General features: G+C 63.8%; 22 protein-coding genes. 12 read left to right on the forward strand and 10 right to left on the reverse strand.

The genetic code is table 11. The features are described from left to right. The first annotated feature begins 4 nt into the window (after positions 1-4). Positions 5-1,918: an arginine decarboxylase gene (gene speA, locus ACP7E3_RS27080; protein ID WP_057005974.1), complete on the forward strand. Its 1,914-nt coding sequence runs from the start codon at positions 5-7 to the stop codon at positions 1,916-1,918. A gap of 182 nt (positions 1,919-2,100) precedes the next feature. On the opposite strand, the gene ACP7E3_RS27085 is transcribed toward speA, so the two are convergent. Then, a complete protein-coding gene (locus ACP7E3_RS27085) occupies positions 2,101-3,438 on the reverse strand; it encodes an MATE family efflux transporter (protein ID WP_261753754.1) in 1,338 nt (445 codons plus the stop codon). 505 nt (positions 3,439-3,943) lie between these two features. Here ACP7E3_RS27085 and ACP7E3_RS27090 point away from each other — a divergent pair. Continuing rightward, entirely contained in the window at positions 3,944-8,845 is a 4,902-nt protein-coding gene (locus tag ACP7E3_RS27090) for an alpha-2-macroglobulin family protein (RefSeq protein WP_426124942.1), read from the forward strand. Between the two features lie 194 nt (positions 8,846-9,039). Here the strand turns inward: ACP7E3_RS27090 and ACP7E3_RS27095 are convergent, their stop codons facing one another. Next, positions 9,040-9,333, reverse strand: coding sequence for a hypothetical protein (locus tag ACP7E3_RS27095; RefSeq protein WP_017849656.1), 294 nt, complete (start codon positions 9,331-9,333; stop codon positions 9,040-9,042). A gap of 90 nt (positions 9,334-9,423) precedes the next feature. Between ACP7E3_RS27095 and pbpC the strand changes: the two genes are divergently transcribed. From pbpC to ACP7E3_RS27120, 5 genes are all read left to right on the forward strand, one after another. Beyond that, entirely contained in the window at positions 9,424-11,754 is a 2,331-nt protein-coding gene (gene pbpC / locus ACP7E3_RS27100; RefSeq protein ID WP_082107803.1) for a peptidoglycan glycosyltransferase PbpC, read from the forward strand. A gap of 158 nt (positions 11,755-11,912) precedes the next feature. Continuing rightward, positions 11,913-12,221, forward strand: coding sequence for a MazG-like family protein (locus ACP7E3_RS27105; protein WP_017849654.1), 309 nt, complete (start codon positions 11,913-11,915; stop codon positions 12,219-12,221). Continuing rightward, entirely contained in the window at positions 12,214-12,963 is a 750-nt protein-coding gene (locus ACP7E3_RS27110; RefSeq protein ID WP_017849653.1) for a methyltransferase, read from the forward strand. The genes ACP7E3_RS27105 and ACP7E3_RS27110 overlap by 8 nt, the downstream gene beginning before the upstream one ends. Before the next feature lie 24 nt (positions 12,964-12,987). After that, entirely contained in the window at positions 12,988-13,590 is a 603-nt protein-coding gene (locus ACP7E3_RS27115; RefSeq protein WP_046384841.1) for a DUF4136 domain-containing protein, read from the forward strand. A gap of 45 nt (positions 13,591-13,635) precedes the next feature. After that, positions 13,636-14,193: a DUF4136 domain-containing protein gene (locus ACP7E3_RS27120; RefSeq protein ID WP_046384840.1), complete on the forward strand. Its 558-nt coding sequence runs from the start codon at positions 13,636-13,638 to the stop codon at positions 14,191-14,193. 35 nt (positions 14,194-14,228) lie between these two features. Here the strand turns inward: ACP7E3_RS27120 and ACP7E3_RS27125 are convergent, their stop codons facing one another. Both ACP7E3_RS27125 and ACP7E3_RS27130 read right to left on the reverse strand, forming a co-directional pair. Beyond that, positions 14,229-15,077 (reverse strand): MaoC family dehydratase, encoded by an 849-nt coding sequence (locus tag ACP7E3_RS27125; RefSeq protein ID WP_201021769.1) that lies wholly within the window; start codon positions 15,075-15,077, stop codon positions 14,229-14,231. Positions 15,078-15,079: 2 nt separating this feature from the next. Beyond that, a complete protein-coding gene (locus ACP7E3_RS27130) occupies positions 15,080-16,432 on the reverse strand; it encodes a 3-oxoacyl-ACP reductase (protein WP_177029662.1) in 1,353 nt (450 codons plus the stop codon). A gap of 114 nt (positions 16,433-16,546) precedes the next feature. Between ACP7E3_RS27130 and ACP7E3_RS27135 the strand changes: the two genes are divergently transcribed. Together ACP7E3_RS27135 and ACP7E3_RS27140 are read left to right on the forward strand one after the other, a co-directional pair. Next, positions 16,547-17,824 carry an acetyl-CoA C-acetyltransferase gene (locus ACP7E3_RS27135; RefSeq protein ID WP_017849648.1) on the forward strand — a complete coding sequence of 426 codons (1,278 nt, stop codon included), beginning with the start codon at positions 16,547-16,549 and terminating at the stop codon, positions 17,822-17,824. Positions 17,825-17,959: 135 nt separating this feature from the next. Further along, entirely contained in the window at positions 17,960-18,859 is a 900-nt protein-coding gene (locus ACP7E3_RS27140; RefSeq protein ID WP_017849647.1) for a PA4780 family RIO1-like protein kinase, read from the forward strand. Between the two features lie 334 nt (positions 18,860-19,193). On the opposite strand, the gene cueR is transcribed toward ACP7E3_RS27140, so the two are convergent. From cueR to ACP7E3_RS27155, 3 genes are all read right to left on the reverse strand, one after another. Next, positions 19,194-19,595 carry a Cu(I)-responsive transcriptional regulator gene (cueR, locus tag ACP7E3_RS27145; protein WP_026140370.1) on the reverse strand — a complete coding sequence of 134 codons (402 nt, stop codon included), beginning with the start codon at positions 19,593-19,595 and terminating at the stop codon, positions 19,194-19,196. 2 nt (positions 19,596-19,597) lie between these two features. Beyond that, positions 19,598-21,799, reverse strand: coding sequence for a heavy metal translocating P-type ATPase (locus ACP7E3_RS27150; protein ID WP_128192673.1), 2,202 nt, complete (start codon positions 21,797-21,799; stop codon positions 19,598-19,600). A gap of 66 nt (positions 21,800-21,865) precedes the next feature. Then, the gene (locus ACP7E3_RS27155; RefSeq protein ID WP_046384837.1) at positions 21,866-22,246 is read right to left on the reverse strand and encodes a hypothetical protein; all 381 of its coding nucleotides are present in this window, start codon (positions 22,244-22,246) and stop codon (positions 21,866-21,868) included. Positions 22,247-22,393: 147 nt separating this feature from the next. On the opposite strand from ACP7E3_RS27155, the gene ACP7E3_RS27160 reads away from it, so the two are divergent. Together ACP7E3_RS27160 and ACP7E3_RS27165 are read left to right on the forward strand one after the other, a co-directional pair. Next, entirely contained in the window at positions 22,394-22,585 is a 192-nt protein-coding gene (locus ACP7E3_RS27160; protein ID WP_017849643.1) for a heavy-metal-associated domain-containing protein, read from the forward strand. Positions 22,586-22,668: 83 nt separating this feature from the next. Then, positions 22,669-23,862 (forward strand): multidrug effflux MFS transporter, encoded by a 1,194-nt coding sequence (locus ACP7E3_RS27165; protein WP_046384836.1) that lies wholly within the window; start codon positions 22,669-22,671, stop codon positions 23,860-23,862. Positions 23,863-23,868: 6 nt separating this feature from the next. Here ACP7E3_RS27165 and ACP7E3_RS27170 read toward each other — a convergent pair whose 3' ends face one another. From ACP7E3_RS27170 to ACP7E3_RS27180, 3 genes are all read right to left on the reverse strand, one after another. Then, positions 23,869-24,054, reverse strand: a complete 186-nt coding sequence (locus ACP7E3_RS27170) for a hypothetical protein (RefSeq protein WP_017849641.1) — start codon at positions 24,052-24,054, stop codon at positions 23,869-23,871. Between the two features lie 145 nt (positions 24,055-24,199). Next, positions 24,200-25,213, reverse strand: coding sequence for a zinc-binding alcohol dehydrogenase family protein (locus ACP7E3_RS27175; protein ID WP_046485741.1), 1,014 nt, complete (start codon positions 25,211-25,213; stop codon positions 24,200-24,202). Between the two features lie 140 nt (positions 25,214-25,353). After that, positions 25,354-25,647 carry a putative quinol monooxygenase gene (locus ACP7E3_RS27180; RefSeq protein ID WP_017849638.1) on the reverse strand — a complete coding sequence of 98 codons (294 nt, stop codon included), beginning with the start codon at positions 25,645-25,647 and terminating at the stop codon, positions 25,354-25,356. Between the two features lie 118 nt (positions 25,648-25,765). Here ACP7E3_RS27180 and ACP7E3_RS27185 point away from each other — a divergent pair, with 118 nt between their 5' ends. Further along, positions 25,766-26,692 carry a LysR family transcriptional regulator gene (locus tag ACP7E3_RS27185; protein ID WP_017849637.1) on the forward strand — a complete coding sequence of 309 codons (927 nt, stop codon included), beginning with the start codon at positions 25,766-25,768 and terminating at the stop codon, positions 26,690-26,692. The last annotated feature ends 63 nt before the right edge of the window (positions 26,693-26,755 follow it).

Genomic DNA, 26,755 nt, shown 5'->3' on the forward strand with positions numbered 1-26,755 from the left:
TTCAATGTCCGTACGACGCACACGCAAAGACGATGGCAGCCAATGGACAGTTGCGGACAGCCGCAGTGTTTACGGGATTCGTCATTGGGGGGCCGGGTATTTCGCGATCAATGATGCCGGTCGCGTTGAAGTCCGTCCGAACGGCCCGAAAAGCACGCCTGTCGACCTGTACGAGCAAGTCGACGAGCTGCGCAAAAGCGGCTTGTCCTTGCCGCTGCTGGTGCGTTTTCCCGACATCCTGCAAGACCGCGTGCGCCAGTTGACCGGTGCGTTCGATTCGAACATCGAGCGTCTGGAATACCAGAGCAAATACACCGCGCTGTACCCGATCAAGGTGAACCAGCAGGAGGCGGTGATCGAAAACATCATCGCCACCCAGGACGTGTCCATTGGCCTGGAAGCCGGCTCCAAGCCGGAACTGCTGGCCGTGCTGGCCCTGGCGCCGAAAGGCGGGACCATCGTCTGCAACGGTTACAAGGACCGCGAATTCATCCGCCTGGCGCTGATGGGCCAGAAGCTGGGTCACAACGTGTTCATCGTGATCGAGAAAGAGTCCGAAGTTGAGCTGGTGATCGAAGAAGCTGCCAACCTCAAGGTCAAGCCACAGGTCGGCCTGCGTGTGCGTCTGTCGTCCCTGGCGTCGAGCAAGTGGGCCGACACCGGCGGTGAGAAATCCAAGTTCGGGCTGTCGGCGGCGCAACTGCTGTCGGTGGTCGAGCGCTTCCGCGCCGCCAGCCTGGACCAGGGCATCCGCCTGCTGCACTTCCACATGGGCTCGCAGATCGCCAACCTGGCCGACTACCAGCACGGGTTCAAGGAAGCCATTCGTTACTACGGCGAACTGCGCAACCTCGGCCTGCCGGTGGACCACATCGACGTCGGCGGCGGCTTGGGCGTGGACTACGACGGTACTCACTCGCGCAACGCCAGCTCGATCAACTACGACATGGACGACTACGCCGGTGTCGTCGTGGGCATGCTCAAGGAATTCTGCGACGCGCAGAGCCTGCCGCACCCGAACATCTTCTCCGAGAGCGGCCGTTCTCTGACCGCCCACCACGCCATGCTGGTGGTGCAAGTCACCGACGTCGAGAAACACAACGACGAAATGCCGCAGATCGAGAACAAGGAGAACCTGCCGGAAACCGTGCAATGGTTGGTGGACCTGCTCGGCCCGACCGACATCGAGATGGTCACCGAAACCTACTGGCGCGCCACTCACTACATGAGCGACGTGGCCACCCAGTACGCCGACGGCAAACTGACCCTGGCGGAAAAAGCCCTGGCCGAACAGTGCTACTTCGCCGTGTGCCGCCGCCTGCATAACTCGCTGAAAGCGCGCCAGCGTTCGCACCGCCAGGTGCTCGACGAACTCAACGACAAGCTGGCGGATAAATACATCTGCAACTTCTCGGTGTTCCAGAGCCTGCCGGACACCTGGGCCATCGGCCAGGTATTGCCGATCCTGCCGCTGCACCGCCTCGACGAAGAGCCGATGCGCCGCGCGGTATTGCAGGACTTGACCTGCGACTCCGACGGCAAGATCAAGCAATACGTCGACGAGCAGAGCATCGAGACCAGCCTGCCGGTACACGCGCTGAAAGAGGGCGAAGACTACCTGCTGGGTATCTTCCTGGTCGGCGCCTACCAGGAAATCCTCGGTGACATGCACAACCTGTTCGGTGACACCGACTCGGTGAACATCTATCAGCGTGAAGACGGTTCGGTGTACAGCGCCGGGATCGAGACCCACGACACCATCGAAGACATGCTGCGTTATGTGCACTTGTCGCCGGAGGAGTTGATGACGCATTACCGTGACAAGTGCGCGAGCGCGAAGATCAGTGCCAGCGAGCGCACGCAGTTTCTGGATGCGTTGCGCTTGGGTCTGACGCGTTCGTCTTACCTGTCCTCCTAAGCACCCATCCTTGTAGGAGCGAGCTTGCTCGCGAAGATCGTCAACGATGACATGGGCTGTCTGGATGCCCGTGTTGTCTGAACGTTTTTCGCGAGCAAGCTCGCTCCTACAATGACAATGACAATGACAATGACAATGACAATGACAATGACAGTGACAGTGACGGTGACAGTGAGGGGCGCTTATCCCAGCCACTGATTCTGTCGGTTCAAACGCCAGGCAATCGTCCAAAGCGTAAGACTGCGCAGGGCCATGAACAGCAGGAAGCTGATCCACAGGCCGTGGTTGCCGTAGCCCTGCAACAGCCAGGCGAATGGCAGCAGGATCAGCACCGTCAGCAGCATGCCATTGCGCATTTCCCGCGCGCGCGTGGCGCCGATGAACAGCCCGTCCAGCAGATAACTCCACACCGCAATCAACGGCAGCACCGCCAGGTATGGCAGGTAGATGTCGGCGGTTTCGCGCACGCTGGGAATGTCGGTCTGCATGGCGATGAACAGGTGGCCGGCGAAGGTGAAGAGCAGGGCGAAACCGACGCTGGCGATCAGCGACCAACCGCAGGCGACCACTAATGAGCGGCGCAACGCCTGACGGTCGTGCGCGCCAATGGCATGGCCGCACAGGGCTTCGACCGCATGGGCCAGGCCGTCCAGGGCGTGGGCGGTCAGCAGCAGGCCGTTGAGCAACAGCGCGTTGGCGGCCACGGTGGCGTCGCCCAGGCGTGCGCCTTGCACCGTGATCATGAAAAACACCGACTGCAACGCCAGGCTGCGGATAAAGATGTCGCGGTTCACCGCCAGCAGCGGGCGCCAGCTGTGCCAGCGTTGCAAGGCGGCCCAGGCGATATGCCCGGGGTAGGCGCGCAGGGCTTTTTGCGTGAGGGCCAGGCCGAGCAGGGCGCCGGTCCATTCGGCGATCACCGAGGCGCGTGCGGAGCCGACGACGCCCCAATCCAGGCCGAGGACGAACCACAGGTTGAGGACGATGTTGACCAGGTTGGTGGTCAGCAGGATCGCCAGCGGTGCGCGGGCGTTTTGCGTGCCGAGGAACCAGCCGACCAAGGCATAGCTGGCAAGAGCGGCGGGCAGGCCGAACAGGCGGGTGTGGAAGAACTCGCGGGTCAGTTGATTGAGTTCGGGGGAGGGCTGCATCCATTCCAGGGCCAGGTGGCTCAGCGGGATGCCCACTGTACCGAGCAACATCGCCAGGCCCAGCGCCAACAGCAAACCTTGCAACAGGATTTGCCGCAGCGCCGCGCCATCGTTGCGCCCGGCGGCCTGGGCGGCGAAACCGGTGGAGCCCATGCGCAGAAAACCCATGGCCCAGGCCAGGAAGGTATACAGGCTGGCCCCGACCGCCACGGCGCCCAGTTGGTGGGCGTGGGGCAGGTGGCCGATGACCATGCTGTCGACCAAGGCAACCAGCGGTACCGAGATGTTCGACAGGATCATCGGCGCGGCCAGGGCCCAGACGCGGCGGTGGGTGGGGCGGTGGCGCCAGTCGGTCAGTAAGGTGGACATGCAGGCTCCTTGGGGGAGCGGCATTGTAACTGTCCCCCCAGCACGCCGCAGAACCAATGTGGAATGGGGGGTTAAATGTGGGAGGGGGGCAAATGTGAGGAGGGCCAAATGTGGGGAGGGCCAAATGTGAGGAGGGCCAAATGTGGGAGGGGGCTTGCCCCCGATTGCAGTGGATCAGCTACAAATAAGCTGACTGACTCACCGCCATCGGGGGCAAGCCCCCTCCCACATTTGGCCTCATTCCACATTTAGCTCTCATTCCACATTTGGCCTCATTCCACATTTGGCTCTCATTCCACATTTGGCCCTCATTCCACATTTAGTCCCTCATTCCACATTTTGATTTTTTGTGATTTTGATCTTTTGTGTTTGTGGGATTTGGCTTGGATCGCGTGACGCGAAGAACCAAACTGCCCTCCGTCGGTCAATGTGACCAGCGCCACATCGGCTTGGCTGGCGCTGATATATAGTTCATCCCTCGGTTCCCTCTGACGACGAGTGCCCCATGCTTAACAAAGGACTGTTCCTGGCTTGCGCGCTGGCCCTGCTGAGCGCCTGCGATTCTTCCGATAAACCGACTGCGCCGAGCGCGCCGGCAGCCGCGAGCAGCGTGGCGCCGAAGCCGGCCAAGGCGGCGGCGGATGTGGCGGCGCTGAAGCAGCGCTACGCCGGGCGTGAGTTGAGTGTGGTGGACGTGTCCGAGGTGCAGTTGGACGGCGCCAGCACCTTGTCGGTGAGCTTTTCCGTGCCGTTGGATCCGGAGCAGAAGTTCGCCGACAAGCTGCATCTGGTGGACAGCAAGTCGGGCAAGGTCGACGGCGCCTGGGAGCTGTCGGATAACCTGATGGAGTTGCGCCTGCGCCACCTGGAGCCGCAGCGCAAGTTGGTGCTGACGGTCGACCCGGGCGTGCGCGCGGTGAATGACAACCTGTTGCCCGCCGAGTACGTCGCCCGCCTGGAAACCCGTGACCTGCAAGCCACCGTCGGTTTCGCCAGCCGTGGCACGCTGTTGCCCACGCGCCTGGCCGAGGGGTTGCCGGTGATTGCGCTGAATGTCGACAAGATTGATGTCGAATTCTTCCGGATCAAGCCCGAATCCCTGCCATCGTTCCTCGCCCAGTGGGGGCGCAATACCAGCCTGCAAAGCTATGAATCGCGCGAACTGCTGCCGCTGGCCGATCTGGTCTACGGCGGCCGCTTCGACCTGAACCCGGCGCGCAATACCCGCGAAACCCTGTTGCTGCCGATCGCCGGCCTCAAGCAATTGCAGCAGCCGGGCGTATACCTGGCGGTGATGCGGGCGTCGGGCACCTACAACTATTCGCAACCGGCCACGCTGTTCACCTTGAGTGATATCGGCCTGTCGGTTCACCGCTACGCCAATCGCCTGGATGTGTTTACCCAGGCGCTGGACGGTGGCAAGGCGCTGGATGGCGTCGACCTCGAAGTGCTCGACGCCGAGGGCCGGGTGGTGGGCCAAGGCAAGACCGAGCAGGGCGGTCACGCCGAATTGCCGTTGCCGAAAAAGGCCCAGGTGCTGCTGGCCAAGCAGGGCGAACAAACCAGCCTGTTGCGCCTGGACAGCGCCGCGCTCGATCTGGCGGAGTTCGATATCGGCGGCCAACCGTCGCACCCGCTGCAGTTCTTTGTGTTCGGCCCACGCGATCTGTATCGCCCTGGCGAAACCGTGCTGCTTAACGCCTTGCTGCGCGACAAGGACGGCAACGCGGTCAAGCCGCAGCCAGTGAGCGTCGAAGTGCGCCGCCCGGATGAGCAGGTCAGCCGCAAATTCGTCTGGGACGCCGACGCCTCCGGCCTCTATCAATATCAACTGCAATTGGCCGGCGAAGCGCCGACCGGGCGTTGGCAGCTGGTGTTCGACCTGGGCGATGGCAAGCCGCAGTTGTACGAGTTCCTCGTCGAAGACTTCCTGCCCGAGCGCCTGGCGCTGGAACTCAAGGGCAGCGACACGGCATTGAGCCCGGCGGATAACCCGGTCATTCAGGTCAACGGCCGCTACCTCTACGGCGCGCCGGCGTCGGGCAACCGGGTCAGCGGGCAGGTGTATGTGCGTCCGCTGCGCGACGCGGTGAAATCGCTGCCGGGTTACCAGTTCGGCTCCGTCACCGAAGAAGAGCTGAGCCAGGATTTCGAACTGGATGAAAGCGTGCTCGACGCCAAGGGCCAGGAAGCCCTGACCCTGGAAAGCAAATGGGCCGACGCCAAGTCGCCGCTGCAACTGATCGTGCAAGCCAGCCTGCATGAGTCGGGCGGGCGGCCGATCACCCGGCGCCTGGTGCAGCCGATCTGGCCGGCCGAGCAGTTGCCGGGCCTGCGCGGGCTGTTTGACGGCAAGGAAACCAACGGCGACGGCCCGGCGGAATTCGAAGTGCTGCTGGCCAACCAGGACGGGCAGAAACTCGCCGCGAAAAACCTCAAGGTCCGCCTGGTGCGCGAGCGCCGTGACTACTACTGGAATTACTCGGACAGCGACGGCTGGAGCTACCACTACAACGAGAAATTCCTCAACCTCGACGAACAGAGCCTGGACATCAAGGCCGGCGACACCGCCAAAGTCAGCTTCCAGGTGGAGTGGGGCCCGTACCGCGTCGAGGTCGAAGACCCGCAGACCGGGCTGGTCAGCAGCCTGCGCTTCTGGGCCGGCTACCAGGCCCAGGACAACACCGAAGGCGGCGCCGTGCGCCCCGATCAGGTCAAGCTGGCGCTGGACAAACCCGCCTATGGCGACGGCGATACCGCCAATGTCACGGTGACACCGCCGGCGGCCGGTAAAGGCTACCTGCTGGTCGAGTCCGCCGAGGGGCCGCTGTGGTGGCAGGCCATCGACGTGCCGGCCGAGGGCAAAAGCTTCGCCGTGAAACTCGACCCGAAATGGGCGCGCCATGACCTCTACGTCAGTGCCCTGGTGATCCGCCCCGGCGAGCGCAAAGCCAACATCACCCCCAAACGGGCGGTGGGCCTGCTGCACCTGCCGCTGGATCGCACCCAGCGCAAACTGGGGCTGACCCTCACCGCGCCGGAAAAAATGCGCCCCAAACAAGCGCTGACGGTGAAAGTTACCGCGAAAAATGCCGACGGCAGCGTGCCCAAGCAGGTGCATGTGCTGGTGGCGGCGGTGGACGTGGGCATCCTCAATATCACCGAATACCCGACGCCCGATCCGTACTCCAGCCTGTTCGGCCGCAAGTCGTATGGCGTGGACCAGTTCGACATCTATGGTCAACTGATCGAAGCCGGCCAGGGCCGCCTGGCGAGCCTGGCCTTCGGCGGTGACGCCGCATTGGCCAAGGGCGGCAAACGCCCGGACACCAGCGTGACTATCGTCGCCCTGCAAAGCGCACCGGTGACGTTGAACGCGCAGGGCGAGGGCGAAGTCAGCGTCAATATCCCCGACTTCAACGGCGAATTGCGCCTGATGGCCCAGGCCTGGAGCGATGACCGCTACGGCATGGCTGAAGCCAAAACCGTGATCGCCGCACCGCTGATTGCCGAACTGTCGGCGCCGCGCTTCCTCGCGGGCGGCGACCAGACCAGCTTGGCGCTGGACCTGTCCAACCTGTCGGGCAAGGCGCAAAAGCTCGACGTACAACTGAGTGCCGAAGGGCAACTGGAACTGGTCGACAGCGCCGCGCAATCGCTTGAACTGAAACAGGGCCAGCGCACCACGCTGCGCATCCCGGTGAAAGCCTGGGGCGGTCTGGGGCAGGGCAAGCTCAAGGTCACGGTGAATGGCCTGGACCTGCCCGGTGAAAACCTGCCGCCGTTCAGCCGCGAATGGACCTTGGGCGTGCGCCCGGCCTATCCGGCCTTGCTCAAGCACTATCGTGCGGTGCTCAAGGAGCAGCCGTGGAGCTTGCCGGCGGGGGCGCTCGATCAATTCGACAGCGCTGGGCGCGAGGCGTTGTTGAGCCTGTCGAGCCGGCCGCCGTTGAACCTCGGCGCGCAAATCAGTGCGCTCAAGGCTTACCCCTACGGTTGCCTGGAGCAGACCGCCAGCGGCCTGTACCCGTCGCTGTATGCCGACGATGCCTTGCTCAAGCGCCTGGGCATCAAGGGTGAGCCGGACGCCGAGCGCAAACGCAAGATCGAGCTGGGCATCGAACGCCTGCTGGGCATGCAGCGCTACAACGGCAGCTTTGGCTTGTGGGGCGCCGATGGCGAAGAGGAATACTGGCTGACTGCCTATGTCACCGACTTCCTGCTGCGCGCCCGCGACCAGGGCTTCGCCGTGCCGCCGCAAGCCTTGAAGAAAGCCAGTGAGCGTCTGCTGCGGTATGTGCAGGAGCGCAACCTGATCGAAGTTGATTACAGCGACAACGCCGAGCACACCCGCTTCGCTGTGCAGGCCTACGCCGGCCTGGTACTGGCGCGCAGTCAGCAGGCGCCGTTGGGCGCGTTGCGCAGTCTGTTCGAGCGGCGCAGCGATGCGCGCTCCGGGTTGCCACTGGTGCAACTGGCCATCGCCTTGCAGAAAATGGGCGACCAGCCGCGTGCCGATCAAGCCTTGCTCGCAGGGCTGGCGGCGCAGCGCAATGCCAAGGAATGGCTGGCCGACTACGGCAGCCCGCTGCGCGACCAGGCGATGATCCTGGCGTTGCTCGAAGAAAACGACCTGGCCAAGGGCAAGCGTGAAGAGCGCTTGTTCACCTTGTCGGATCAGTTGGCAGCCAGCCCGTACCTGTCGACCCAGGAACGCAACTCGCTGTTCCTGGCCGGGCGCCTCGGGTTCGCCCAGCCCGAGTCGAATTGGCAGGTGTCGCTCACCGGCAGCGGCGGCGTGCGCGAATTGAATAATCAACAGTCGACGCTGGCGTTGACGGGCGCGCTGCTGTCCAGCGACCTGAGCCTGCGCAATCAGGGCGAGACGCCGGTGTACCAGCAGTTGACGATCTCGGGGTATCCACAAGTGCCACCGGCCGCCGGCGGCGACAACCTGAGCATCCGCCGCGAATACCTGGGCATGAACGGCCAGCCGCTGAACCTGCGTAGCCTCAACAGCGGCGACCTGGTGCTGGTGCATCTGGCGGTCAGCGCCAAGCAGCGTGTACCGGATGCCCTGGTGGTGGACCTGCTGCCGGCAGGCCTGGAGCTGGAAAACCAGAACCTCGCGCAAAGCGCCGCAAGCCTGGAAAACGCCAGCAGCCAGGTGAAGGAATGGCGCGAGTCGATGCAGAACGCCTCGCTCAAGCATCAGGAGTTTCGTGATGACCGCTACGTGGCGGCGATGAACCTGGATGGCTATGGCACCACGCACTTGTTGTATCTGGCGCGGGCGGTGACGCCGGGGACGTATCGGGTGCCGCCGCCGCAGGTGGAGTCGATGTATCGGCCGAACTGGCAGGCGGTGGGGGAGACGCCGGTGGATCTGGTGATCAAGGGGCGTTGAAAGCTCGATGTGGAATGGGGGCTAAATGTGCAGTGGAGGCTAAATCTGGGAATGGGGCTAAATGTGGAATGAGGGCTAAATGTGGGAGGGGGCTTGCCCTCGATGGCGGTGGGTCAGTCACCTGATGCATTGACTGAAATACAGCTATCGGGGGCAAGCCCCCTCCTACAGGGATTTGTGGTGTTTTTTTGGGGTTAGTGGACTACCCAGCTGAGTAGCCACAGGCCGAGCATCAGCCAGATGATGCCCATGATGATCGATGCGCGCATGAAGGCGCGTACCGCCGAGTACAACAGCATCAGGCCGAGGATCAGGGTAATGATGCTGATGATGGAAGTGTCCATGCCCAAGGTGCGCGACAGGCCATCGATAAAGTTGCCACCGGCGTGGGTCAAGGCACCGAAGATGCCGCTGAGGCCGTCGACGATAAAACGGATGACGGAACCGAGCGCCTGGCCCAACCATTCGAAGAAGCTTTCTACCTGCATGTGTGTGTCCTGATGAGAAGGTGGGCGTGTCTGTGCCTTTGGTTGTTATTGCGACAGGCTAGTTCCCTACAAGCATAGAGGTTTGCCCGTTTGAGTTTGCGTTTAGTTGCTCGCTGGACCCTCGCGAGCCTGCTCCTGATGATTGCCCTGCTGTGGTTGGCCGACCGCATCTGGCCCCTGCCGCTGCCCAAGGACGACCTGGCGCGGGTGGTGCTGGCCGAGGATGGCACGCCGTTGTGGCGGTTTGCCGATGCCAATGGCGTGTGGCGTTACCCGGTGCAAACCGCTGAGGTGTCGCCGTATTACCTCGATGCGTTGCTCACCTACGAGGACCGTTGGTTCTACCAGCACCCCGGCGTAAACCCGTTCGCGCTGGCGCGGGCGACGTGGCAGAACCTGACCGGTGCGCGGGTGGTGTCGGGCGGTAGCACCTTGTCGATGCAGGTCGCCCGTTTGCTCGATCCCCATTCGCGCACGTTCCACGGCAAGCTGCGCCAGCTGTGGCGCACCGCGCAGTTGGAATGGCACTTGTCCAAGGCCGAGATTCTCAACCTGTACCTGAACCGCGCGCCGTTTGGCGGCACCTTGCAAGGCGTGGCGGCGGCCAGTTGGGCGTATCTGGGCAAGTCGCCGGCGCAACTGACCCACGCCGAAGCCGCCTTGCTCGCGGTGTTGCCCCAGGCGCCGAGCCGCCTGCGCCCCGACCGCCACCCCCAGCGCGCCCAGGAAGCGCGGGACAAGGTGCTGCGTCGCCTCGGCGAGTTCCAGGTATGGCCGTCATCGGCAGTGGCCGAAGCGCTGGAAGAACCGTTGCTGCTCGCGCCGCGCCTGGAGCCCAGCCTGGCGCCCTTGCTCGCCCGTCGCCTGAACCGCCCCGACAGCCCGCCGCTGATCCGCACCACCCTGGATGCCACCCTGCAACGCCGTCTCGAAGACCTGCTGCTGGGCTGGCGCGCGCGTTTGCCGGAATACACCTCGGCGGCGATCCTGGTGGTGGAGGAAGACAGCATGGCCGTGCGCGCCTACCTCGGCTCGGTGGACATCAATGATGCCAAGCGCTTCGGCCATGTGGACATGATCAGCGCCCTGCGTTCGCCGGGCTCGACCCTCAAGCCCTTCCTGTATGGCATGGCCCTGGACGACGGGCTGATTCACTCCGAATCGCTGTTGCAGGATGTGCCCAGGCGCTATGGCGATTACCGGCCGGGCAACTTCTCCATGGGCTTTACCGGCGCGGTGCCGGCGAGCACGGCGTTGTCCAGTTCGCTCAACCTGCCGGCGGTGCAGTTGCTGGAAGCCTACGGGCCGAAGCGCTTCGCCGCGCAGATGCGTATCGGCGGGGTGCCGCTGGCGCTGCCGGCGTTGGCCGAGCCGAACCTGGCGCTGATCCTGGGCGGCGCGGGCAGTCGCCTGGAAGATCTGGTGAGCGGCTACAGCGCTTTCGCTCGCGACGGCAGGAGCGCCACGATTCGATTACAGCCGGACGATACGCTTAAAGAAAGGCCTTTACTGTCGCCAGGGTCCGCCTGGATTGTGCGGCGTATCCTCAGCGGCCAGGCGCGGCCCGACCGCGACCCGCGTGCTGAACTGGTGCAGCGCCCGGTGCTGGCCTGGAAAACCGGCACCAGCTACGGGTTCCGCGATGCTTGGGCGATCGGCGTGGGGCCGCGCTATTTGATCGGCGTGTGGATCGGCCGCCCCGACGGCACGCCAGTGCCGGGGCAGTTCGGCTTGGCCTCGGCCGCGCCCTTGATGTTGCAGGTACACGATGTGTTGACCAACCGCGACAGCCAGCGTGGCATCAGCGCGCCGGTCAAACCGGTGCCGGCGAATGTCGGCGTGGCGGCGATCTGCTGGCCGCTGGGCCAGCCCATGAGTCGCAGCGATCCGAATTGCCGGCGCCAGCGCTTCGCCTGGACGCTGGACAACACCACGCCACCGACCTTGCTGGCACTGGATCAACCGCTGGGTGTGGGCTTGATGGAAAGCGTCTGGGTCAACCCCAAGGGTTTGAGGGTGGACGCCCATTGCCCGGGCGCGCAGTTGAAGAACATTGCCCTGTGGCCCGCGCCGTTGGAACCCTGGCTACCGCGGGCCGAACGCCGCGACGCACGCTTGCCGGCCGCGGACCCCGATTGTCCGCCGCCGGCCCTGGCGGCGTCCTCGCCCTTGTCGATCGTCGGCGTGCGCGAAGGCGATCAACTGCGCCTGCCCGCCGCCAGCCAACAGGCGCTGCGCCTGAAGATCTCGGCGCTGGGCGGCAGCGGCCGGCGCTGGTGGTTCCTCAACGGTGCGCCGTTGGGCGACAGCGCCAACCAAGACAGCATCAACGCCAGTTTCGAGCAATTGGGCCGCTACCAGCTCAGCGTTCTCGACGAGGCCGGCCAAACCGCCCGAATCGAATTCAGCGTCGTCGACTGAATCGCCATCACTGCCAAACCAACCCCCACATTCCGATGTGTGAATCCATTCAAATGTGGGAGCAGGCTTGCCTGCGATAGCGCCCTAAAGTCCATCCCCCGGATTCACTTGCCTTCATCCCTGATCCCCCCGAAGCTATACCCCTTCAGGAGCCCCTCATGAACCTCGAACACCTCACCGAACGCCTGCATCGCATCCGCGATACCAACGATTGGAAACAATTCCACAGCCCGAAAAACCTGGCCATGGCCGCCAGCGTGGAAATGGCCGAGTTGGTGGAAATCTTCCAATGGCTCACCGAAGACCAGTCGCGCCAGTTACCCGCCGACACACTCGCCCATGCCGGCCAGGAAGTCGGCGATATCGTGCTGTACCTGCTGTTGCTGTGCAGCGAGTTGGGCCTGGACATGAACGAGGTGGTGCGCGCCAAGCTGGCCGACAGCGAACGGCGGTTTATCCATGAGTGATCGTCACTTCGACCAACTGGCCACGCGTTTTGCCGAGAAGATCTACGGCGGCGCCAAGGGCGCGATTCGCCTGGCGGTGTTGCAGGCCGACCTCACCGAAGCCCTGCCGCAACGGCCGTTGCGTGTGCTGGATATCGGCGCGGGCCTGGGGCACATGTCGCTGTGGCTGGCCGAGCGCGGGCATCAGGTGACCCTGGCCGAACCCGCCGAGCCGATGCTGAGCGGTGCGCGCCAACGCTTCGCCGAGGCCGGGCAGAGCGCGACCTTCATCCATGCGCCCTGGCAAGACCTGCTCGGCCAACTCACCGAACCCTACGATGTGGTGCTGTGCCACGCCGTCCTCGAATGGCTGGCCGAACCCCACGCTATCCTGCCCGTGCTGCACCAGTTGACGGTGCCTGGCGGCTGGCTGTCCCTGGCGTTCTACAATCGCGATGCGCTGATTTACCGCAACCTGCTCAAAGGCCACTTCCGCAAAATGCGCAAGAACGACATGGCCGGCGAAAAACAGAGCCTGACCCCGCAGCAGCCGCTCGACCCGCGAGAGCTGGCGGCGCAACTCGAGGGGCTTTGGCAGGTCGAAAGCCAGAGCGGCGTGCGGGTGTTCCACGATTATATGCCGGTGGAATTCCAGGCCCGCGTGGCGTTGCAGGATGTGCTGGAGATGGAGCTCGCCCATCGTCGTCACCCAAGCTTTGCCGGACTTGGGCGTTATTTGCACTGGATCTGCCGTCCGGTTTAAGCGGCCCAGTCAGTGGAGGTCGAAATGCGTCGTTTCGGGTTAATCCTGTTGTTCCTTGGGCTGGGCGCCTGCTCCAGCCCCAATCCCTACGTGGCCACCTCGGCGCCGATGCCGCCGGCTCCGGCCCAGGCGGCCAGGACCTTTGATGCCAGCGCCTACCCCGCGCCGGTGCGTGACTACGGCGCCTACCGCATTTGGGCCTGGCGCAACGGCCAGTTGCCAGCGGGCACGGCCTGGGCGGACTCGGCGCAGATTGCCGAAGCGGTCAGCGGCGCCCTCGACCAGCGAGGCTTGCGCCCCCTGCACGACAACCGCGCGCCCGACCTGCTGGTGAGCGCCGACGTGCATCTGGAGAAGCGCCTCAAGCAGGTCCAGGATGACTACGGCTATGGGTACGGTGGCTACAATCGTTATGGCAATGGCTACGGCATGTACAACTCGGCGCCGATCGTGCGTACCTATGAAGTTCAGGTCGTGGTGGTGCGGGTCAATCTGTTCGATGCACGCAGCGGTCAGCCGGTGTGGAGCGCCAGCGCCGAAACCGGCAGTCAGGGCAGCCTCAGTGAGCGAGCGGATGCGTTGCGCAAGGCTGTGCAAAAGGCAATGACGGCGTATCCTCCCAGTTAACAGCTATTCTCATTTAATGCCCGGGTCGCTCGTTGGAGAACCATCATGTTTGGACGTATCGCAACGCTCGCTTTGGTCGTGCTGCTGGGCGGTTGCCAGACCAGCCAGGTCAACCACGATTTCGATGCCAGCCGGGACTTCGGCGCCTACCGCAGTTGGGCCTGGAAAGACCCGGCGCTGCAATACCGTCCCGATGATCCGCGGATCAAGAGCGACCTCACCGAACAACGTATCCGCCAGGCCGTCGGTGAACAACTCGACCAACGCGGCCTGCGCCCTGCGGCGGCGGGCACTCGGGCGGACCTGAATGCGCAGGCCTACCTGATCGTCGAAGACCGCCAGCAACAAGTCAGCACCAACTACGGCGGCGCCTGGGGCGGGCCGTGGAATGGCTACTGGGGCGCGCCGATGTACAACGAAACGCGCAACATCACCTACAAGGTGGCGACCATCCAGATCGACCTGCTCGACGGCAAGGACGGCAAACTCGTCTGGCGCGGCAGCGACGAGCAGATCATGGCCAACTCGCCCGAGCCGCAGGATCGCAGCAACGCCATCCGCAAGACGATCGCGCGAATCCTTTCCAGCTACCCGCCGCGCTGACACGCTGTTGCCCCGAGAGAGATGAGCGGCCGGTTTTAGCCAATCGGCTGCCACCGGCCGACCATGTGTTCAATCTCCCCCGCGCCTTTCAACCACAACTGGCCACTGGAACCGGCGACGCTGGCGTGCAGGGTGACCTCGCTGGGCAGGCGCACCGGTTTCTTGAATTCGACCTCTATTTCGATATTCGCCGCAGGCAGGTGCTCGCCGAGGGCGGCGAGGGTGCGCGCCTTGTTCCACAGGCCGTGGGCGATGGCTTGGGGGAAACCGAATAGTCTGGCGGTCAGGGCGCTCAAGTGGATCGGGTTGTAGTCGCCGGACACCCGGGCGTAACGACGGCCGATATCGGCCGGGGCTTTCCAGCGGGTCAGTTCGCTGACCTGGGTGGGCGTGGGCAAGGCGTCGTCCGCCGCTGCGCCGTCGAGCTTCACGCCACGGCAGAGCATGCGGCTCTGCGCTTCCCACAGCAGGCCGAGGGCATCTTCGGCGGTGGTCACCAGCTCAAACGTTGCGCCTTTGGCGTGGGGTTTGAGATGGTGTGCGTGGACGGCGATGGTCAGCTCACTCACCGCCCCCAAGGGCCGATACACACGGATGCGATTGCGCAGGTGGACCAGCCCCAACAACGGGAACGGAAACGATGGCGCCGTCAGCAGTTTTAACTGCAGGCCGAACGCCAGCACCTGCGGATACGTCGCCGGCAGCATCGGGCTGTCGGCAAAGCCACACACGTGGCGATACGCTGCCACCTGCTCGGGGTTGACGCTCACGCGGCAGCGAAACCCCTGCTCGGGCAAATGGCTGCCGGTGATCCTGCGCTTGAGCGCCGCGCGCCAGTACAACGGCGCAAGCTGCGGCGGGTGGTCCAGGGTGGTCCAGTCCATGCTTACGCTCCCAGTACACTTTGCCCACACACCCGCAGCACCTGGCCGCTGACCGCGCCGGAACCGGGCTGACCGAGCCAGGCGACCGCTTCGGCGACGTCCTGCGGCAAGCCGCCCTGGCCCAGGGAACTCATGCGGCGCCCGGCCTCACGCAGGGCGAAGGGGATATGCGCGGTCATCTGGGTTTCGATAAAACCGGGAGCCACGGCGTTGATGCTGATCCCTCGCGCTTTCAACAGCGGCGCCCAGGCCTGGGCCAAGCCGATCAGCCCGGCCTTGCTCGCGGCATAGTTGGTTTGCCCGCGGTTGCCGGCAATCCCGCTGATGGAGGCCAGCAGCACCACGCGTGCGTTGTCGTGCAGGGTGCTGCTGTCGAGCAGGGCCTTGGTCAGCACTTGCGGCGCATTGAGGTTGACCGCCAGCACGGCGTCCCAGTATTCCGGGGTCATGTTGGCGAGGGTTTTGTCGCGGGTGATGCCGGCGTTATGGACGAGGATGTCGAGGCCGTCCGGCAGTTGTTCGATCAACTGGCGGGCGGCGTCTTCGGCACAGATGTCCAGCACGATGCTGCGCCCTCCCAGGCGCGCCGCCAGGGCTTCGAGGTCAGCCTTGGCCTGGGGCACGTCCAGCAGAATCACCTCGGCGCCATCGCGGGCGAGGGTTTCGGCGATGGCGGCGCCAATGCCGCGCGCCGCGCCGGTGACCAGCGCCTTGCGCGCGGCAAGCGGGCGGGTCCAGTCTTCGACGGGGGTGGCGCAGGCTTCCAGGCGAATCACCTGGCCCGAGATGTAGGCACTTTTGGGCGACAGGAAAAACCGCAACGCCCCTTCCAGCTGGTCCTCGGCACCTTGGCCGACCGACAGCAATTGCAATACGCCGCCGTTGCGCAGTTCTTTGGCCAGGGAGCGGCTGAACCCTTCGAGGGCGCGCTGGGCGCTGGCGGCGAACGGGTCGCTGAGACTTTCCGGCGCGCGGCCGAGGATCACCAGGTGCGCGCTGTGATCGAGGTTTTTCAGCAGGGGCTGAAAGAACTCGCGCAATTGCTTGAGCTGGTCGGTGTGTTGCAAGTCGCTGGCGTCGAACACCAGCGCCTTGAGCTTGGGGCCATGCCCGGGAATCCAGGCCGGGGCTTCCAGCGGCCCGGCGCCGTAGCTATAAATGGCCTCGGTGAGTTTGTGCGCAAACGCCAGCACCTTGGCCGCCAGCGCCCCGCCGCCGAGCAGCAGCGCGCCGTCGACCGGGCGCAGACGCCCGGCTTGCCAGCGCTCCAGGCGTACCGGTGACGGCAGGCCAATGGCGGCGACCAGGCGATGGCCGAGGCTTGAGTTGGCGAAGTCGATATAACGGTCAGACATGGAACGCTCTCCAAAGGCTGGGGTTCAAAGGGTTGACCACCTCGCGGCGGCAGTCGTTCGATTGAGCCTAGGCTAGTCTGAACGACTTACCCCACAACCGACAGGGAGCTTTCCATGACTCAATTGCGCCGTGTAGCGATCATTGGCGGTAATCGCATTCCTTTCGCCCGCTCCAATGGCCCGTATGCCACGGCGAGCAACCAGGCGATGCTGACGGCGACCCTCGAAGGCCTGATCGAGCGCTACAACCTGCACGGCCTGCGCCTGGGCGAGGTGGTCGCCGGCGCGGTGCTCAAGCACTCGCGCGACTTCAACCTGACCCGCGAATGCGTGCTGGGTTCGCGCCTGTCGCCGCAAACCCCGGCCTATGACATTCAGCAGGCCTGCGGCACCGGGCTGGAGGCGGCGTTGCTGGTGGCCAACAAGATTGCCCTGGGCCAGATCGAATGCGGGATTGCCGGTGGGGTGGACACCACGTCCGACGCACCGATCGGGGTGAACGAAGGGCTGCGCAAGATTCTGCTGCAGGCCAACCGCAGCCAATCCTTGGCGGACAAACTAAAACTTTTGTTACAACTCCGTCCCCATCACCTCAAGCCGGAGCTGCCGCGCAATGGCGAACCCCGCACCGGTTTATCCATGGGCCAGCACTGTGAGCTGATGGCGCAGACCTGGCAGATTCCGCGCGCCGAGCAAGACCAGCTCGCCCTGGAGAGCCACCAGAAAATGGCTGCGGCCTACGCCGAAGGCTGGCACAACGATTTGCTCACCCCGTTTCTGGGCCTGACCCGCGACCACAACCTGCGCCCCGACCTGACCCTGGAAAAACTCGCCGGCCTCAAGCCCGCCTTCGAGCGCAGCGCCAAAGGCACGCTCACCGCTGGCAACTCCACGCCGCTGACGGACGGCGCCTCCCTGGTGTTGCTCGGCAGCGAAGCCTGGGCCAGGGAGCGCGGCTTGCCGATCCTGGCTTACCTGCGCGATGGCGAAGCGGCGGCGGTGGATTTCGTCAACGGCGCCGAAGGCCTGTTGATGGCGCCGGTGTACGCCGTGCCGCGTTTGCTGGCGAGGAATGGCCTGACACTGCAGGACTTCGATTACTACGAGATCCACGAAGCATTCGCTGCCCAAGTGTTGTGCACGCTCAAGGCCTGGGAAGATGCGGACTACTGCAAGACGCACCTGGGGCTGGACGCGCCGCTGGGTTCGATCGACCGCAGCCGCCTCAACGTCAAGGGCAGTTCCCTGGCCGCCGGCCATCCGTTTGCCGCGACGGGCGGGCGTATCGTCGCCAACCTGGCCAAGCTGTTGGACGTCGCGGGCAAGGGGCGCGGGCTGATTTCAATCTGTGCCGCCGGAGGGCAGGGCGTGACAGCGATCATTGAACGCTGAATTGCGTGGAAAACTGGCATATTGGATGCATTCTTCGGTGGTCAAAGCTCGGTAGCCCCTCCCCGAGGCGAGCCGATTGCCGTATAACGAGTGCCATACGCGTGTTTGGTAATAAAGGACCCACAATAAAAGCTGATGAAGACTCCTAAACGCATTGAACCCCTGATCGAAGACGGTCTGGTCGACGAAGTGCTGCGCCCACTCATGAGTGGTAAAGAAGCAGCTGTTTATGTGGTGCGCTGCGGCAACGAATTGCGTTGCGCCAAGGTTTACAAGGAGGCGAACAAACGAAGTTTTCGTCAAGCGTCCGAATACCAGGAAGGCCGAAAGGTCCGTAACAGCCGGCAGGCCCGGGCCATGGCCAAGGGTTCCAAATTCGGTAAGAAAGAAACCGAAGATGCTTGGCAGAACGCCGAAGTCGCGGCGTTGTTCCGCCTGGCCGGCGCGGGCGTTCGCGTGCCCAAACCGTATGACTTCCTTGAAGGCGTGCTGTTGATGGAGCTGGTGGCCGACGAGTACGGCGATGCGGCGCCGCGCCTGAACGACGTGGTGCTGGAGCCGGACCAGGCGCGCGAGTACCACGCGTTCCTGATCTCCCAGATCGTGCTGATGCTGTGTACCGGCCTGGTGCATGGTGACCTGTCCGAGTTCAACGTACTGCTCACGCCGACCGGCCCGGTGATCATCGACCTGCCCCAGGCGGTGGATGCGGCGGGCAACAACCACGCGTTCAACATGCTGGAGCGGGATGTGGGCAACATGGCTTCCTACTTCGGGCGCTTTGCCCCGGAGCTGAAGAAGACCAAGTACGCCAAGGAAATGTGGGCGCTGTACGAAGCCGGCACCTTGCACCCGGCCAGCATCTTGACCGGCGAGTTCGACGAACCGGAAGAACTGGCCGACGTGGGCGGCGTGATCCGCGAGATCGAAGCGGCGCGACTGGACGAAGAGCGGCGCCAGGCGGCTCGCGCGGCGGATGATGCGCCACCGAGCAAAACGCCTGACGAACCACCGCCACCGCCTTGGATGCAGTGACCCCCAAGCTGTTGTCGATTTAAACAGTGTGGAAGTGATCTTCAAACAATTGGAGATCTAAAAAGTGTAGAAGTGATCTTCAGGTAATTGGAGATCTAAATGTGGGAGGGGGCAAGCCCCCTCCCACATTGGTTTTGTGTACACCCCTTACCCCCTTCAGGCGCAGCAACCTCCCGACGCGTGGAAGTGATCTTCAGGCAATTGAAGATCTAAAAATGTGGGAGGGGGCTTGCCCCCGATAGCGCCGTGTCAGTCGATACGTATATTGACTGATCCACCGCTATCGGGGGCAAGCCCCCTCCCACATTGGTTTTGTGTACACCCCTTACCCCTTTCAGGCGCAGCAACCACCCGACGCCAATTCCTTGAGAATCGGACAGTCCGGCCGATGATCGCCGTGGCAGTGTTCCACCAGGTCCTGCAACGTATCGCGCAACTGCCCCAGCTCCAGAATCTTTTGGTTCAGCTCCTCGATATGCTGGCGCGCCAAGGCCTTCACATCGGCGCTGGCCCGTTGCCGGTCCTGCCACAACGTCAGCAGCTTGCCGACTTCTTCCAATGAAAACCCCAGGTCCCGCGAGCGTTTGATGAACGCCAGGGTGTGCAAGTCGTCGGCACCGTACACGCGATAGCCGCTCTCGGTGCGATGGGCGGCTTTGAGCAGGCCGATGGATTCGTAGTAGCGAATCATCTTGGCGCTCAAACCGCTTGAACGCGCCGCCTGGCCGATGTTCATGCTCATGGATGTGGGTCCTCCAGATCCTTGGGTTTCCAGGTTTTCAACAACAGCGCATTGCTCACCACGCTGACGCTGGACAAGGCCATCGCCGCGCCGGCCAACACCGGGTTGAGCAGGCCGAATGCCGCCAGGGGAATACCGATCAAGTTATACACAAAGGCCCAGAACAGGTTCTGGCGGATCTTTGCGTAGGTCTTGCGGCTGATCTCCAGCGCGGCCGGCACCAGGCGTGGATCGCCGCGCATCAGGGTGATGCCGGCAGCGTGCATGGCCACGTCGGTGCCGCCGCCCATGGCGATGCCGATGTCGGCGGCGGCCAGGGCCGGGGCGTCGTTGATGCCGTCGCCGACCATCGCCACCACGCCGGTTTTTTTCAGTTCGGCGACGGTGGCGGCTTTGTCGGCCGGGAGCACTTCGGCGTGGACATCGTCGATGCCCAGCGCCTGGGCGACTACCCGCGCACTGCCGCGATTATCGCCGGTGAGCAAATGGCTGCTGATGTGCCGCGCCTTGAGTTGGGCCACGGCTTCCAGCGCGCCGGGCTTGAGAGTGTCGCCGAAAGCGAACAGCCCGAGTACCCGCGGTTGCGCGCCTTGCTCGATCAGCCAGGACAAGGTGCGGCCCTCGGCTTCCCAGGCCTTGGCCGAAGCGTTCAGTGCGCCCGCGTCCAGCCCGTTGTCTTCCAGCAGACGGCGGTTGCCCAGGGCCAGCGGCCGACCGTCGAGGGTGCCGGCAATGCCGCGCCCGGTCAGGGACTGGCTGGCGCTCACATCGGCCACGTTCAGCCCTTGTTCGCGGCAGGCATCCAGCACCGCCTTGGCCAGCGGGTGTTCGCTGCCGCGTTGCAAGGCGCCGGCCTGTTGCAGCAGCAGCGGTTCGTTGCCGTCGACTGCCGCCAAGTGGGCGATCTTCGGCGTGCCGGAAGTGAGCGTGCCGGTTTTGTCGAATACCACCGCGCTGACGGCGTGGGCGCGCTCCAGCGCTTCGGCATCCTTGATCAGGATGCCGTGACGCGCCGCCACGCCGGTGCCGGCCATGATCGCAGTTGGTGTGGCCAGACCGAGGGCGCACGGGCAGGCGATCACCAGCACGGCGACCGCATTGATGATCGCAGTCTCCAGCGAAGCGCCGTACAGCCACCAGCCGAGCAGCGTGAGCAAGGCCAGCACCAGCACCGTCGGCACGAACACCTGGCTGACTTTATCCACCAGTTTCTGGATCGGTGCCTTGGCCGCCTGGGCGTCTTCCACCAGGCGGATGATGCGCGCCAGCACGCTTTCCGCGCCGAGGGCCACGGTGCGGACCAGCAAGCGCCCTTCGCCGTTGATCGCGCCACCGGTGACCTTGTCGCCCGGTTGTTTCGGCACTGGCAGGCTTTCGCCGCTGATCAGCGCTTCGTCGGCATGGCTTTGGCCGTCCACCACTTCCCCGTCCACCGGGAAGCGCTCGCCGGGTTTGACCAGCACGTGGTCGCCGAGCTTGAGCGCGTTGATCGCGACGTCTTCTTCGCGGCCGTCAACCACCCGAATCGCGCGCTCCGGGCGCAAGGCTTCCAGGGCCCGGATGGCGCTGGCGGTCTGGCGTTTGGCGCGGCTTTCCAGGTATTTGCCGAGCAGCACCAGGGCGATCACCACCGCCGAGGCTTCGAAATACAGGTGCGGCATGCTGCCGGCGGGCGCGGTGAGCCATTCATACAGGCTCAGACCGTAACCGGCGCTGGTGCCGATCGCGACCAGCAAGTCCATATTGCCGGCGCCGGCGCGCACGGCTTTCCACGCGGCGATGTAAAAGCGCGCACCGAAGATGAACTGCACCGGTGTGGCCAGGGCGAACTGGACCCAGGCCGGCAGCATCCAGTGCAGGCCGAAGGGCTGTGCCAGCATCGGCAGCACCAGCGGCAACGCGAGCACAATCGCCAGCAGCAGCGCCCAACGCTCGTGGTGCAGGCGCTGGGCTTGATCGGCATCGGTCTTGGTTTCGCTTTGGGGCAGCGACGCGCTGTAGCCGGCCTTGTCGACGGCGGCGATCAGCACGGCGGGGTCCATCTGGCCGAGCACCTCGATATGGGCGCGCTCGTTGGCCAGGTTCACGCTGACACGTTGCACCCCCGGCACCTTGCCCAGCGCGCGCTCGACACGCCCGGCGCAGCTGGCGCAGGTCATGCCGCCGATGGGCAGGTCAAACGTGGTGGTTCCATTCATGGGGCAGTCCTCCTGAAGAAGTTGCCCCTAGGATCAACCTTGACCTGTGGGGAAGGTCAAGCGTCTTTAGTATTCCAATGCCGCAGGTTTGAGGTACATGCCTTCCGGGCCTTGGGCGATGCGCAACTTGCGCACATCACCGGCCTTCAGCGTGATGTTCTGCGCGGGTGGCGCCAACAGGCCCGGCAGGCAACCCGACGATTGGCCCGGCAGCAGCTTCAGGCGCAGCGACACATTGCCGGCCGGCAGGTTGAACGAGGTGGACTGTTCCTGGAACAGGCGCCCGGCCAACTGGTCCTGGATGTACAGGCCGATCTCGCAGTTGGTCGGTACTTCCAGGCGTTCGCGGGAAATGATCAACACCGCGTAGTCTTCGGCGGCGCTGGCCATGGGCGCAGCGGCAGACAAACTCATCAGGCCGACAAGGCCAAAAAACGACCAGCGCATGGCGAATGCTCCGTGGTTCACATCAAAGATGGGTGAAGCTTGGCCGACTGCGTCACCGAATACCAGCCCGGCGGCTATTTTTGCCGCTTGACCTTGCCATCGTGGCAAGGTCGACACTGCGTCCACCCTCATTAAAGGAGTCATGTCATGCAAGTATTCAACGTTGAAGGAATGACCTGCGGCCATTGCGTCCGGGCAGTGACCCAGGCGGTGCAGAATCAGGACCCGGCAGCCGAAGTGAAAGTCGACCTGGCGGCCAAGCAAGTCAGCGTGCAAAGCCAGTTGAGCCGCGACGTGATCGCCGGCTTGATCCGTGAAGAAGGCTACAGCGTCGCCTGATTTAATAGTTAGCGAGCTATCGTAATGTTCAACGCACCCAAGCGCGGCTAGACTGTCGGGCTGCCGACATACTTGGGTGCCTGATGAACCTGCGCATACTCCTGATTTTGGGCGCCTTGAGCGCCTTCGCGCCGCTGGCGATCGACTTTTACCTGCCGGGTTTCCCGGCGATGGCGACGGCGTTCGCCACCGATGAAAAACATATCCAGCTGACCTTGGCGGTGTATTTCGGCGGCCTGGCCATCGGCCAATTGATCTACGGCCCGCTGGCGGACCGCTTTGGTCGTCGTGTGCCGCTGCTCAGCGGGGTCACGTTGTTTACGCTGGCCTCCTTCGCCTGCGCCTACGCGCCGTCTTTGGAATGGCTGATCGGCGCACGCTTCGTGCAGGCCCTCGGCGGTTGTGCGGGCATGGTGATTTCCCGCGCAGTGGTCAGCGACAAGTGTGATGTGGTGACCTCGGCCAAGGTGTATTCGCAACTGATGCTGGTGACCGGCCTGGCGCCGATCCTTGCGCCATTGGCGGGCGGGCTGATGGTCGGGGTGTGGGGCTGGCAGTCGATCTTCCTGGCCCTGACGGTGTTCAGCGTGATGGCCGCGATCGCGGTGGCGGTCGGTTTGCCGGAAACCTTTCCGGCCCATCAGCCTCGGCAACCGTTGTCCGGGTCGCTGCGCCGCTATATCGACCTGTTGTCGGACCGGGTCTACCTCGGTTACGCCCTGACCGGGGGCATTTCGATTGCCGGGATGTTTGCCTACATTGCCGGTTCACCGTTCGTATTCATCAAACTCTATGGCGTGCCCGCCGAGCATTTCGGCTGGGTATTCGGCTCCAACGCCGCCGGCTTTATTCTGATGGCCCAAGTCAATGCGCGCTTGCTCGCCAAGCGCGGGCCGGCGTTCTTGCTGTCGCGCACGGTGTGGCTCTACATGCTGGCGGCGTTGGCGCTGCTCGGCGTCGCGGCCTTGCGCACCGAAGCGTTGTGGCCGTTGCTGCTGCCGCTGTTTATCTGCATTGCCAGCCTGGGCTGCATTTTGCCCAACACCTCGGCTTGCGCCATGAGCGGGCAGGGCGCGCGAGCCGGTAGCGCCTCGGCAATGCTCGGTTGCATTCAGTTCGGCGTGGCGGCGGGGGCGGCTTCGTTGGTGGGCGTGTTGCACGACGGCACGGCGATGCCGATGGCGATGGTCATCAGCTTGTGCGGGGTCTTGGCGGTGACGATTGCACTGTCGACCCAGCGCCTGCAACGGGCACGTGCCCTACAGGCGCAGGTCTGAAAGACGTCAGCCAGCGGCAGCGGAGCGTTGCTGGTCGAGTGGGAAACGGTGGGGCGCCTGGATGCGCGCTTGCAGGGTCTCGGCGAAGGCGCGGGCTTCGGCCTCACTGCGGAAGGTGATGGCTTCGCCGTCGAGACGGACCTGCCATTTATTGCCCGGGGATTTTGCTAACGCTTTTATCAGGATCTTCATTGCTGACTTCCTCACGTAAAAGAATCGTGGCAAAGGCCGCCAATATAAACCCGAATACGTTCACAATGATGACAAAGGTCAATTCCCTGACTAGTGGTGTCGTCCATCACTTACGCGAATGACGGACGACACTGACAGACCTCTTTCAGAACCCTTCCAGCACGATCTTACCCTTGGCCTTGCCGCTCTCGAGCAGCGCGTGGGCGCGGCGTAGGTTCTCGGCGTTGATCACGCCGAAGTGCTCGCCCACGGTAGTTTTCAGGGTGCCGGCATCGATCAGCTCGGCGACGCGATTGAGCAGGTTGTGTTGCTCGATCATGTCCGGCGTCTCGAACATCGAGCGGGTGTACATGAACTCCCAATGCAGCGACAGGCTCTTGCGCTTGAGTTTGCTCACGTCCAGGGCCTTCGGATCGTCGATCAGCGCCAGCTTGCCCTGGGGCTGCAAGGCTTCGACCAGTTGATCCAAATGGTGGTCGGTCTGGGTCAGGCTGGCGACGTGGGTCACCTGGGCCACACCCGCGTGTTTCAGGGCTTCGCTCAGCGGCTGGCTATGGTCGATCACCAGGTCAGCGCCAAGGGCCTTGGCCCAGGCCTGGGTTTCCGGGCGCGACGCGGTGCCGATGACCTTCAGTGCGGTGAGCTGGCTGGCCAATTGGGTCAGGATCGACCCCACGCCGCCGGCAGCGCCGACGATCAGCAGGCTCTGGCCTTCGTCCTTTTTACCCTCGCGCACTTGCAGGCGTTCGAACAACAGTTCCCAGGCGGTGATGGCGGTCAGCGGCAAGGCGGCTGCGTCGGCAAAACCCAGGCTCTTGGGCATATGGCCGACGATGCGCTCGTCCACGGTGTGCAGTTCGCTGTTGCCGCCCGGGCGTACCAGGGAGCCGGCGTAGAACACGTTGTCACCGGCCTTGAACAACGTCACTTCACTGCCGACGGCCTTGACCACACCGGCCACGTCCCAGCCGAGCACCTTGGCGGCGCCGTTTTCCGGGGCGACGTTCTGGCGGACCTTGGTGTCCACCGGGTTGACCGAGATGGCTTTGACTTCCACCAGCAGATCGCGCGGGCCGGCGACCGGTTCCGGCAGCTCGATGTCTTGCAGGGATTTCGGATCGTTGATCGGCAGTGAGGCGTAGTAGGCAATGGCTTTCATGGGGGCTCCAGAAGTAGGGAGTTGACTGTAGGAGCGAGCTTGCTCGCGAAAAACTCACAGGGGCCGCGCTGAATCAAAAGCGCGGCGTCATCGTTTACGATTTTCGCGAGCAAGCTCGCTCCTACAAAAAAACGCGGTGATCAGGCAAGAAATTTCAGGCGCTTGAGTTCGAAGTGCGCGAGTACGTCGGCGGCCTTGGCGCGGAAACTTTGGATGTGTGCGCTCTGGTCGTGGTCGGCCAGGGCCGCGTCGTCGCGCCAGCGTTCGAGCATGTAGAACGTCTCGGGATGTTGCAGGTCCTGGTGCAGGTCGTACTGTTCGCAACCGGCTTCCTGGCGGGTCGGTTCCAGCAGGCCGCGCAGCAGCGACTCGAGGGTGTGTTGTTGGCCAGGTTTGGCGATCAGCGTGGCGATGACGTTAAAGGCAGCGGACATATTCGACTCCTGACACGGGCTGTATGGGATGGGCAGATGATTGGCTATTTCCGATGCAGATAAAAGCGGCTAAAACAGCAGTCTGTTTCAACAATATTTTGATAATGGGTGGGATTGGATGCTGCGCTTTGATGATTTGCAGTTGTTCGTGCGCGCAGCGGACCTGGGCAGTCTGTCGGCCGCGGCGCGGGTCATGGACCTGTCGCCGGCGGTGGCCAGCGCGGCGTTGAAGCGTATCGAACAGCAACTGGGCACGCGCTTGCTGGCGCGCTCCACTCGCAGCCTGCGCCTCACCGCTGAAGGGGACGGTTTTCTCGGATATGCGCGCGCCGCGCTGAGCTCGCTGGACGAAGGGCGGCGGTTATTGGCCAGTGGCCAGGACCATGTCAGCGGTGTGCTGCAACTGTCGGCACCCTCGGATTTTGGTCGCAACCAGCTGTTGCCCTGGCTCGACGAGTTCCAGCGTGACTATCCGCAACTGACGGTGCGCCTGTTGCTGGGCGACCGCATTGCCGACCTGTTCCGCCAGCCGGTGGATATCGCCCTGCGCTATGGCGAACCGGAGGATTCCAGCCTGGTCGCGCTGCCCGTCGCGCCGGATAACGTGCGCGTGCTGTGCGCGGCGCCCAGTTATCTCGAGCGCCACGGCGAACCGCGGCATCTGGAGCAACTGGCCCAGCACAATTGCCTGCTGTATATGCTCGGCACTCGCGTGCATGACCACTGGACGTTTCATGACGGCAAACGCGAAGTCAGCCTGACTGTCGGCGGCGACCGCTTCAGTGACGATGCTGACGTGGTACGGCGATGGGCTGTCGCCGGGGTGGGCATCGCCTACAAGTCCTGGTTGGATGTGAGCAGCGACGTCCGCGCCGGACGCTTGCGCGTGATTCTGCCTGAGCTGCGCGGCGAGCGGACGCCGCTCAACCTGTTATGCGCGCATCGCGCGCAGTTGAGTAAGCCCATCAACCTGCTGCGGGAAATGCTCGTGTCCCGTTGTGCGACATTGACCGCGCAGTGGTCGGAACAATTCACCAGTGCGTAATAGCCTCCACTAAAGCCGGAAATTTCACTCAGATCCCGTCCCTATCCGCGCTGTCAGACGCCG

The organism is Pseudomonas sp. PSPC2-3 (genome assembly GCF_049898265.1).
Classification (GTDB): domain Bacteria; phylum Pseudomonadota; class Gammaproteobacteria; order Pseudomonadales; family Pseudomonadaceae; genus Aquipseudomonas; species Aquipseudomonas veronii.